The organism is Cyclobacterium xiamenense (assembly GCF_900109255.1).
Taxonomy (GTDB): domain Bacteria; phylum Bacteroidota; class Bacteroidia; order Cytophagales; family Cyclobacteriaceae; genus Cyclobacterium; species Cyclobacterium xiamenense.
In genome coordinates this window covers 143,689-153,581 of the sequence record NZ_FNZH01000009.1, presented here as the reverse complement: position 1 = coordinate 153,581, position 9,893 = coordinate 143,689, and the positions used below count along the sequence as shown (strand labels likewise).

The window sequence follows — 9,893 nt, the reverse complement described above, 5'->3', positions numbered from 1 at the left end:
GCAGGAATGCCGGAAACTAAGCACCGGAAACAAGCTGCCACCGATCATGCTCCCGGACCTAATCCGTTAGCGATCGGAGCATATACGCAGCCTGAATCAAAGGGAGTAGTTTTGCTGCTTCTATTCCAATAAACCAACCGTTGGCGGTGGGAGAAAGAGGTTTGCCCGGTACCGGGTTACTTACCGGCCAACAAACGCTACGTATTGCGATTCCACATCGTCGGCAATATTGTTACTCAGCCGATTAGCTGCCTCCTTGACCATAGGTGCTGTTTTTGGATAATCTAATTCTTCCCTCTCTGCCAATGATTGCTGGTAGCCGCTCAATGCACGCTTATCTCCCCTAAAGGTCCCCCAGTTATAAACGAAAGTATCCGTACCTGTAATCTCTCCCGACTTTAGCACTTCTCCATTGATCAACGAAACAATTTGGTAGGTACCCCCTACAACGACCTCCATACTCTTGCTATAGGTAGTGAGTGTTGCCCGAACCGTCTTCTTGATCTCCCTTACTTTTTCGTTACCGTCACTGTCGGTATAGGTTTGTTTTTCAACCACAACTTCCCTCTCCAACTCGTCCACTACCGGCTTCGCCCGGTTGCGTTCTACCCGGATAGCGGTCAGCACGCCTATCAATGCAACATGGGAACCCTCACGATTCGCCATAAGGTACTCCAACGTGTTTTCTTCCGGGCCGGAGGCTTCCACAAAACGAATACCCTGTATGGCCCTACTCCTTACTTCTAAAAACTGGTAGTCTTTTTCCCTCAATGCTACTGCCACACGATTCGCCACACTGGCGCCCAATTCTTCTCCATAGGCACTTTTGTTGTATTGTTCTTCAAAAGCCATGGCTACAATTCGGGTGGTTCCAAGATCTTTCGCCAAGGCATACTTTTCGGGCGCGTCTTTATACCCGCGGCGAAATTCCATGGATTTCAAAAACCTCTTTGCCGCCGCCTTATTCTTCCTAATTATTGACATCCGTTCCTCATGCGAAAGATCCGGCTCGCCCTCCACTTCCGTGCCGGTGGTGTCCGCTGCATAGGTGCTGTCCGCCTGCGTCATTAATTCCGTGCCCAACCGGTAATAGTAAGCAGCTGCGTCGTCAATGGCTCGGCTAAGCTCTCGATCGGCCTCAGTAATCTCTGCTGAAAAGTCCAGAATCTCAAAAGAAAGCGTGCCCACCTTTTTCATTTTCAACTTATCCTTGGGAATCTCTTTGAGCACTTCCATGGTACCGGACAGCGTTTTATAGGTGGTGGCAATGCCGCTAGCAGCGAGCACCCTTTCCTCTCCTTCCGTTGTGCTGAATCCTTCCTTCGTAGATTTTACTTCCTCAATACTCTCTTCCAGCGCTTTTTCATAAAAATTGTGTAGCGTCTCCTGCGCCCTTCGTGTCTGCCTTTTTTTGTCCGCTAGCTTAAGCGCCAACGCAGCATTGGCGACCGCGGCCAAAAGGTCCCCCTCTTTCTCGTACCGATTGGCTTGCCGGTTGTAATAACTATCTGACTTATCGGGAGTGGGCCTGTAGGCTCTTCCCCAATTTCCAATATCCTGCCCGTGTGCAGGTATCAGCAAAAAGCCCAATAAAACAAGCAACAGTAGGTTTTTTATACGTTCCATTTTCTCAGTAAATTTTAGTGTACAATTTTTTATTGCATGCGTCTATCAGTGTTTCTTAGCGATCAGAACTTGTCCCGCTCCAAAGTTCGGAATAGCCTGTCCCAATCAGAATTGGGAGAATCCCTACCGGCAGGCAGGTTGCACGCTTCCCCCCGAATCGTTATCCGGGCATCCCACGCAATGGCGGGTAGGTTATGCCTGGCTAGCTTAGGCAGACTCGATTTTACGGGCATGTAACAAACCCCTCTAGTCGAATAGCGTTACCCCTGGTGGAGGTAAGGTCAGATGCATCGGCTAGCTCCTGCATATCCACGGAGAAGACGTACCCTCCCCGACACGGGGAAACCTCCCCTGCTACTGCTACATAGGTTTTCTGATTATTTAGCGAGGTGTTTTGTGTCATTAGAAGGGAGAAATTTGGCATCCCCGTGCTCTGGTCCACTGAGATTGTTGAAAGGGCATTGAACCGATCAAAACCAAAAGTTATTTCATTCGTGTTGTTAGCGGACCAAAACGCATCAATCGTATTGCTGGAGCAAATAACGAAATCTTCCAGGTCATTGACGGACACATCGTAATTGGATCCATTGAATGAAAAATAGCTTTCCGATACGTTTGAAAACGATAGGCAATTCTCCTCCGGTTCGTCCTCTTCACAAGACAGCAAAACAACGCATTGTGCAACCAGCGCGATCAATAGTAGTATTTTTCTGGATGTTTTCATTTTCTTTCATTTTTTTTTGTAAATTCATTAGTGTTTCGGTCCACGATGCATCGGTACCCACGAAGCAATCCACGATTGATGGAAGCGGGATCAACGGGGCACCCCGCAACCGGGCCGTTTTTTTACCGCTACTACCTGTCGATCTGTGGCTGATTCTTGATCCAATGTACCCATCCCCAGGGTATGAATCGGTCTAAAATTCGGCAAGCTGCCCTACAATTCCGTAAAGATGGCTTATCTGGGAGTAAGGCCATTTGTGGTAAACCCCATTAATCTACGGATGAGCTGCAAATTTTTTCGAATAAGCTACGGAATCACCCCCTTTACCCGAAGTAAAAGGCAATGGGCGAAAGGTCCAACAAGGTATCGGACACATTGCAAAAGCTATCGGGATGACAAAAATTGCAGAAAAAACTGGAATGAGCAGACCGAGTCTTTACAAAGCATTAGCTGATGGAGCGAACCCACCATTCGAGACAATCATGAACGTTTTAAAAGCTATTGGTGGACAAATAAATGCGAGACCAAGTGCTTAAAAAAATAAAAAACGACACCACAACAATGGATACAATGCGTAAGCTCCTAAGGTCGTTTACGACATCTTACCCGGGGCCGTTTCAGTAGGAAATCACCCCGGATTGAAGGAATCGATCAGCAGCACAGGCACTGGCCACACGGACAGGCGGGCTATTCCTACCTTTGCTGGTCGAATCCTCCGCCCAACCCAAGGACACCTATACCGAGTTCGTTCCCAGCAGCCTCCATCCGCTAGTTTCCCTGCGGCTAATCGAGCCGAATGCCTCGCTCCCGAACAAAGGCCAACCAGGCCTCGGCCTTCGCCCCTTTCAATACCCGGGGAAATTTGTTTTGACCGCCTTCTTTTCCCTGGGACCGCAGCCAGTCGTAAAAAAAGGAACCGGGTAGCTTGGTCAGAACCACTTTTTTAAGGGCATGGGCCCGCTCTACGGCGTAATCGTCGTTCAGCCGCTTTAGCGTCGAGTCGATGCGGTCCATCAGTTGCTGCGCATCTACCTCGTCCTCGGTGCCCACAAACCAATGATGCATAAACAGGGCACCATCCGGCAAGCCCAACACGGTAAACTCGGAGCTATTCATAGTCAGCTCCCTGGACACCAACTCCATCGCGCGGTTCATGTTGTCCATGGACAAATGCTCTCCGCACAAACTCAGAAAATGCTTCGTGCGTCCGGTGATCCGTATTTCACTCTCCAAAACCGAATCAAACCGGATCACATCGCCTATCAGGTATCGCCAGGCACCGGCACAGGTGCTAATAAGCAAGGCATAGTCGGTATGCGGATGCACCTGATCGATTGACAGCGTTTGGGCTTCGGGATGCATGTCCCCATTTTCGTCGAAGTTGGCGTCGGTAAAGGGAATAAATTCGTAAAAAATCCCGTTGTTCAGCACCAGGCGCATGGATTTCCGATCCGGTAGGGCCTGAAAAGCCAAAAAGCCCTCGGAAGCCAGGTAGGTTTCCATGTAGATCAAAGGCCTACCCAGCAATTTTTCGAACCCCTTCCGGTAGGGTTCAAAGGAAACCCCGCCGTGAACAAAAATTCGTAGGTTGGGCCAGATTGCGTGGATACTGTCCACCCGATAGGTGGCAACAATTTTCTCCAGCAAGATCTGTAGCCAGGCAGGAACCCCCACGATGATCCCAATATCCCAGTTGGGTGCCATTTCTACAATGCGATCGATTTTCTCTCCCCAGTTTTTATTCCTGGAAATTTTCTTGCCCGGCTTGTAAAAGCGCTGGAACCAGACCGGGAGTTTTCCGGTGGTAATCCCACTCAGGTCTCCCGAAAAAAACGTCCCATTGAATTCCAAATCCGTGCTTCCTCCCAACATCAAAATGCCCTTGGTAAATAACTCATCCGGAAGATCGTATTTCGATAAGGAGAGGATTTGCCGAACGCCGGTTTTGCGTATCGCCCTCACCATGTCTTTACTGATCGGGATGTATTTTGAGGCCGCACCGGAGGTGCCGGAGGTCAGGGCAAAATACCGGATGGCTCCCGGCCAGGTAAGGTTTTTACTTCCCTCCTTTAGTCGGAACCACCATTCCGCATACATCTTTTCGTAATCGTACCGGGGAACCCGGGAAGAAAATGCCCGGTAAAAATCATCGTTGCTCGTTTTAAACGCTCGCAGGATGTGATCAAATTCGTATTTTTTTCCGAATTCGGTGTCCCTGGCCCGTATCATCAGCTTTTTCAGTTCCTGCTTTTGCAATTCACGCGGAGAACTGTATTCCTGCTCCAGGGATTCCCGCAGGCGAATACCTTTTTTAAGCAATGTACCAAGGATAGCCATTTTCCTGAGATGACGATTTGATCAAATTTACTGGATTGCATGCAACTACCTAGCAATCATTCAAAAAATATTTTTACCTATCCGGTAACCCTGGACCCGCCTTGGGATACCTGGAAAAAAAATCCAACCAAATTTGACTCATCGATCGTAGGAGCGCCTGACTCGAAACCCGTTGTTACGTTTCAATTCGTTCGGCAGAAAACGGGCAAAAAAAAACAGAGGTTTCGACGCGAATCGAAACCTCTGCTTGGGATAGTAACCCTGAGTCAGGAAGGAATTAATTTCCTCCGTCCCACCAGGTACGTGTGATCCAATCATCGCCTCCCATTCGGGAAACGGCGGCATTCAGGGATTCCCCGTTTACTCCGCTTTCACCGGCTGGATAAGGCTGTCGGCGAGGAATCTGACCAGAGGAAAAGTTACCCGGAAAGTTAACGGGCGTCAACTCAGGATAACCGGTTCGTTTCCAGTTATTCCATGCCTCCACGAAATTGGCAAAAAGACTGGTGGTAACCCAGATTTGTTCGTTGATCATTTTCAGCGAAGCGTCTGTGGTAGACTGATCCAGTGGATTGGCATCCGTATAGTCCGTGATGTCTTCGATAGCTACGGTTCTGCCTCCAAATTTACCGATGGAAACAAAGGCCGCTTCCACGCCATTTTTGTAATACTCGGCTGCTGAGCCGGAAGCCAAACCGCGCACGGCGGCATCGGCCAACAGCAGTTGTACTTCTGCGTAGGTTAGCGCGAATACGGGCGCATCCCGGTCTCTGTAAATTGCCGTTGGTCGGGAATAGGCGCCAATGATGGCGATATCTCCACCTGTACCGGTTGGTCCGGGGTACTCCGGATGCGTGGTAATATCAAACGCGCCTCCGGTCAGGTCAAAGCCATTGGGCAGGCCGATTTGAACGGCCGGATCGCTGTTTCCTTCCACCACGCCGTCTCTATTGGCAGCCAGTCCCGCAGGGGGTACCTCGGCAACAATGGATAGTCGTGGATCGTTGGTGGCTTGCAGGAAGTCGATCGTTTTATCGGACCACCTTACTTCGTAGATGTCATCCACCACGTTCAGTGCGTTGGCACTTTGGTTGGAATAGCCATTTGCCTGATCGGAAGGTATCAGCGCGTCGTCATCCGGGGAAGTAAACACCCCGCCGGCGACCGCTTTTTGCACCCATGTCTGAGCGGCAGCAGGATCCACCTTCACAAGGCGCAGCGCCATTTTTAGCATCACGGAGTAGCCAAACTTCCGCCATTTTTCCAGGTCCCCCCCATACATCACGTCGTTACGGATGGGGTCGCCTGCTGGATTCAAACTAGCAAGGGAAGTCTCCAGATCAGTCAACATGGCCATGTAGGCTTCCGATTGGCTGTCGTACTTGGGTTGGGTGATTCCCTCTTCTGCCTGCAGCCCTTCGGTGTAAGGAACATCCCCGTATACATCCGACACAAAGGCCAAGGTGCTTGCTTTGAAAATCCCGCCCACGGCATCCAGATTGCTTAGATCCTTGGTTCGGGCAAGGCTCTGCATCTGATTGATACGGGAAGCGATTTGATAGCCGTTGTTCCAAACGCCCTGAATATAGGAGTTGGTACTTCCGGAAATCACGTACTTATCTGCGTTCGAATAGTAATTGGCCCCTCCGGTGGAGGTAGAAGCCAGGGACTGAATCCACATACTTTGAAACAAAATCGGTCCCGAATAGCCCGTTAGCATGTTGCCATAGCCATAGGTGGCCACCGGCAAAATCAGGTTCGGATCGAAAACATCTGCACCGGGCCTGTTGGGATCCGTATTCAGCTCTGCAAATCGGTCGTCACAGGAGGTGACCACCAGAAAGCTGCTTAGAAGAAATAAACTTATGTACTTTTTCATGATTAGTGCAATTTGAAATTTAAATTGAATCCAATGGAACGGGTAGGAGGCAAACTGGTACCTTCTATACCGAGGTAATTGATGTTGGATCCAAATGTTGCCTCGGGATCGATATTATCCGTCTTTCTCATTAAAATCGCCAGGTTTCGTCCGACCAGTGAAGCCGTCAACCCCTTGAATACCGGTACGGAATTAAACCACTTCTGCGGGAAGGTATACCCCAGGGTCAACTGCCGGAGTTTGATAAAATCGCCGTCCACGACGCTGGTACGCGTCACGTTTTGTACGAGGGCCTGGTAATAGTTTTCTGCCGGAGCGGTAATTTCGTTCGTGGTTATGCCCTCTTCTCTACCCACCAGGGTATTTTGGTGCAATCCGCGGAAATGCGAATAAAACTCCGTTGCAGACAATACCTTGTTTCCAAAGCTGTAATCCACCAAAAACGAGAAACCGATTCCTTTGTAATTGAATTCGTTATTCCATCCACCGTAATGGGTTGGAAGTACCGAACCCCAGTTTTTGAGTTCTCCTCTAACCGGCAGGCCTGCATCGTTCACGACGATATCGCCATTGGCATCGTACTGGTAATCGTAGGCCCGTATCTGGGGACCGGGAAGTCCGGGAACGTAGGCCGTTACGGCATTTCCCAGGGTAGCCCTGTTCTGTCCGAGGTTGATCGGGTTGTTGTCCAGATTCGTGCTCAATACTTCGTTTCTCACGTTGGTGAAATTCAACGACGTCCTCCAGGTGAAATCGCTGGTCTGAATCGGAACGCCGGTGATCATTACTTCCAATCCTTTGTTGTTGGTCGAACCGGTGGCTACTACTGCACTGCTGAAGCCAGAGGCGATGCTGTAGCTGGCATTCATGATCTCGTTATTGGTGGTTTTGGAAAAGTACGCCACGTCAAACGTCAATCGACTGTTATAGAAACTCAAGTCAAACCCGAATTCAATTTCATCCGTAGTAAACGGTTTCAAGAACAGGTTGGGCAATCCCAGGGGAGAAGATCCCGCAGCCACGCCATTGAAGGAATTGGCCGAGTTGTAGTAAAACTGTGTCTGATAAGCCGCAAACGGCTCTCCACTCGTTACCGCATAGGAAGCACGAAGTTTACCGAAGTCCAACGCAGGAACATTCAAAAACTGATCAAACAGGAATGCACCCGTCACCGATGGAGAGAAAATGCTGTTGTTATCCGTAGGCAAGGTACTGTAGACATCGTATCGTCCGGTGGTGGTCAAGGTAAGGTAATCCTTGTAGCCGAAGCCCATGGAATAAAATCCAGAAACCACTTCCCGTTCGTTGAATCCGTAGGAACGGTTAAACACCTCCACGTTGAATGGCGAGTACAACTCGGGGATTACAAATCGGGTTCCTCCCACGCCTACCTGCTCAAATCGGTTGTTCCGGAAGGTTCCGCCAGCCAATGCATCGAGCGAGATGTCGTTGGTCAGCATCAGGTCTGCGCCAAACAAGGCATCCACGTTTAATTCCGATCGGGTAGAGAGACCTCTGCCATTCAAGTTTCCTTTCAAGTCGGAAGAATAGGCCAGTCCGGTAGGGTCCACGGAGAAAAAGTCGTCGTTGGACACGTCATTACCAACCCGGAGCAAGGCATAAATTTTCGGTGCGAAGCTGTACTTTGCAGACAGCGTGGAGATGGTTCGCTTTCTACCCCGGTCGTTTATCCCCTTATTGGCGATAAAATACGGGTTGGTCACGAAGATATCGTCACTGAATACGATCTCCCGTCCTTCTTCGTCATAGCCCGGAGCAAAAATGCTGGGCGCTACGTTCGGTGCCAGGAACAAGAAGTTATTCGGATTTTTCGGACCGTCACTCAAATTTGGAATGTTGGTACTTTTCTGGTCAATGTAATTGATCATTGCGGACACATTGAGTTTATCCGTAATGTTCTGATCCACATTCAAATTGATATTCAACCGGTCATTTCCACTATTTGGAACAATGGAATTGGAGTTCAAATTGGATAGGGACAGTCGGAAGGCACCGTCATCGCCCAGGCCTTTTGATACCGCTACCGTATTGGTCACGTTGGTACCTACATCGTAGAAATCCAGGTAAGTTTCGTCAGAAGGAACATAGGGATACTGATTGCCATCGTATGCGATCGCAGAACCTCCCATGGGCTCACCCCAGGCAAACCTACCTGTAGTACGCGCGTCGGAAGCCGATTGGGGCCTACGTCCGCCTCTACCCTGACCATATTCGTTTTGGAAATTGGTGAAATCCATCGCCTGATCGGTCATTACGTTTAGGTTGTAAGACAGGGCCCAATCTTCACCTTTTTTTGCACTTTTGGTCGTTACCAAGATGACACCATTGGAAGCCCTGGCACCGTACAGTGCAGAAGCTGCCTGTCCTTTCAGTACCGTCATGGATTCGATATCATCCGGACTTAAGTTACCGATACCGTCGCCATTGTCCGATCCGCCCCATTGCCCGGCAGCTCCCCGCTGGGTATTGTCCATGGGTACGCCGTTGATAACGAATAGCGGAGATCCCGTTCCCGAGATGCTGGGAAGACCCCGAAGCACGATATTGGAAGAACCCTGCGGTCCGCCATTGGTACCCTTCACCACCAGACCGGCTACCTGGCCGATCAATGAGTTGGCTACGTTTGGCTCACGCGCCTTGTCCATCACGTCGCTACTGATCGTGGAGACCGCGTACCCCAATTTTCGTTTTTCTTTGGTCAAACCCAGAGCGGTCACCACTACTTCGTTCAACTCACTTGCGTCCTCGCTGAGTTCAACGTCCAGTCGGGAACGATTGCCGACAGTGTATTCCTGGCTGGCAAAGCCAATGAATGAAAATACCAAAACCGTGTTGTCGGTCACGCCGATGGAATAGTTTCCGTCCATATCCGTGGCCGTTCCGGTTTGATTGGTCTTGTCCAGCACCGATACGCCAGGGATTGGCATGCCATCGGCCTCCGACACGACCGTACCTGTCAGGGTACGTGTTTGGGCATGACCTTCGAAGCTCAAAAAGAGCAGCAAAGCCAAGCCGTACGAGATTGATAAAATTTTTCTCATAACTGATTAATAATGTTAGGAATAGATTGTTGAAACCGTTTCACCGAACTTTCCGCAAGAAACCTCTTAAGAAACGTAACTAGTTGACTAATTGATACTTATGACTTAATAGCGCATTGCTTACACCGCAGATCGTTTGCCGCCAAAGAAATTACCCGTTAAGTCTACCAATGAGCTTAGTTGGCATAAAGATAGGTAAATCCTAAACTCTTAGAAAAGAAATTTGTATTTTTTTTATAAAAAAAACCGGATCTTTTTAAAGATT

At 49.4% G+C, this 9,893-nt stretch carries 5 protein-coding genes and 1 pseudogene; 1 reads left to right on the top strand and 5 read right to left on the bottom strand.

Going from position 1 to position 9,893, the window contains the following annotated elements; genetic code table 11:
- Positions 1-180 precede the first annotated feature (180 nt).
- Together BMW71_RS20480 and BMW71_RS20475 are read right to left on the bottom strand one after the other, a co-directional pair.
- The gene (locus BMW71_RS20480) at positions 181-1,626 is read right to left on the bottom strand and encodes a hypothetical protein (protein ID WP_092178192.1); all 1,446 of its coding nucleotides are present in this window, start codon (positions 1,624-1,626) and stop codon (positions 181-183) included.
- Between the two features lie 223 nt (positions 1,627-1,849).
- Positions 1,850-2,350 carry a hypothetical protein gene (locus BMW71_RS20475; protein ID WP_143057714.1) on the bottom strand — a complete coding sequence of 167 codons (501 nt, stop codon included), beginning with the start codon at positions 2,348-2,350 and terminating at the stop codon, positions 1,850-1,852.
- A gap of 350 nt (positions 2,351-2,700) precedes the next feature.
- Here BMW71_RS20475 and BMW71_RS20465 point away from each other — a divergent pair.
- Positions 2,701-2,886 (top strand): annotated as a pseudogene (locus BMW71_RS20465) (addiction module antidote protein); the annotation flags it as partial.
- Positions 2,887-3,133: 247 nt separating this feature from the next.
- Here the strand turns inward: BMW71_RS20465 and BMW71_RS20460 are convergent.
- The 3 genes from BMW71_RS20460 to BMW71_RS20445 all read right to left on the bottom strand — a co-directional run bounded on the left by BMW71_RS20460 (position 3,134) and on the right by BMW71_RS20445 (position 9,628).
- Positions 3,134-4,687 (bottom strand): GH3 family acyl-acid amido synthetase, encoded by a 1,554-nt coding sequence (locus tag BMW71_RS20460; RefSeq protein WP_092178184.1) that lies wholly within the window; start codon positions 4,685-4,687, stop codon positions 3,134-3,136.
- Between the two features lie 277 nt (positions 4,688-4,964).
- Positions 4,965-6,566, bottom strand: coding sequence for a SusD/RagB family nutrient-binding outer membrane lipoprotein (locus BMW71_RS20450; protein WP_174238278.1), 1,602 nt, complete (start codon positions 6,564-6,566; stop codon positions 4,965-4,967).
- Between the two features lie 2 nt (positions 6,567-6,568).
- Positions 6,569-9,628 carry a SusC/RagA family TonB-linked outer membrane protein gene (locus tag BMW71_RS20445; protein WP_092178179.1) on the bottom strand — a complete coding sequence of 1,020 codons (3,060 nt, stop codon included), beginning with the start codon at positions 9,626-9,628 and terminating at the stop codon, positions 6,569-6,571.
- Positions 9,629-9,893 lie beyond the last annotated feature (265 nt).

Excerpts from the sequence above, each read along its gene's own strand:
- BMW71_RS20475 (WP_143057714.1), bottom strand. The coding sequence starts at position 2,350 with ATGAAAACATCCAGAAAAATACTACTATTGATCGCGCTGGTTGCACAA.
- BMW71_RS20450 (WP_174238278.1), bottom strand. The coding sequence starts at position 6,566 with ATGAAAAAGTACATAAGTTTATTTCTTCTAAGCAGCTTTCTGGTGGTC.
- BMW71_RS20460 (WP_092178184.1), bottom strand. The coding sequence starts at position 4,687 with ATGGCTATCCTTGGTACATTGCTTAAAAAAGGTATTCGCCTGCGGGAA.
- BMW71_RS20480 (WP_092178192.1), bottom strand. The coding sequence starts at position 1,626 with ATGGAACGTATAAAAAACCTACTGTTGCTTGTTTTATTGGGCTTTTTG.
- BMW71_RS20445 (WP_092178179.1), bottom strand. The coding sequence starts at position 9,628 with ATGAGAAAAATTTTATCAATCTCGTACGGCTTGGCTTTGCTGCTCTTT.